Here is a 608-nt window from a genome sequence, read left to right on the forward strand (position 1 = left end):
CAAAGCCTGGGCTTGGGAAAGTCCGGGCTTTGCGCATAAAAAAAGGTTGTGCCAGCATTTTGACACAACCTCTTTTTTGTCTGCGATGGTTTGTCTCCTTTCTCCCTGAAAATTGACTTAAATCAATAAATGTGTTATGAAACATGTTTTTCTCTAATTTATTACTTGCCGTCTTGAACAAAGGTCTTATTTTTGTGTTGTAAAACATGAAAACAATAGAAAACTAGTAGATTTCTTAAGGATAACAAGATTGATTTTAGGAGGATAACAAAATGAAAATGTTAAAGAGTTTTTTTAAGCATGTCGGTGAGGCCGATAAGAACATTTGGGGTTACGTAATGCTTTAAGTATTTTCCCCTTTTGAAGTATTGAATTTTAGTTTTGAGGTATTGGTTTAATTTTTTAAGATTATGAAAAAGAAGATTGCAAATTCATTTAAGCACATTCTTGCCGTAGCTGGTAAGAATTGGATGGAGGCAATGAGGTATTATAGCCTTCAAATGTGAGTACGCTAACATTCAAGTATAGAACAAGAGGTTGTGTCAAAACGTTGGCACAACCTTTTTCTATAATTTATAGTCCTGTTATCTTTTCTTTTGTCTACGCCG

The 608-nt window shown here is 34.0% G+C and carries 1 protein-coding gene; it reads right to left on the reverse strand.

Annotated features, from left to right (window positions below; all coding sequences use genetic code 11):
• Positions 1-181: hypothetical protein (locus M1B78_RS18505; protein ID WP_257941501.1), on the reverse strand; the 181-nt coding region annotated here is incomplete at its 3' end.
• Positions 182-608: the final 427 nt, after the last annotated feature.

This window comes from Bacteroides muris (ex Fokt et al. 2023) (assembly GCF_024704895.1).
Classification (GTDB): domain Bacteria; phylum Bacteroidota; class Bacteroidia; order Bacteroidales; family Bacteroidaceae; genus Bacteroides; species Bacteroides muris.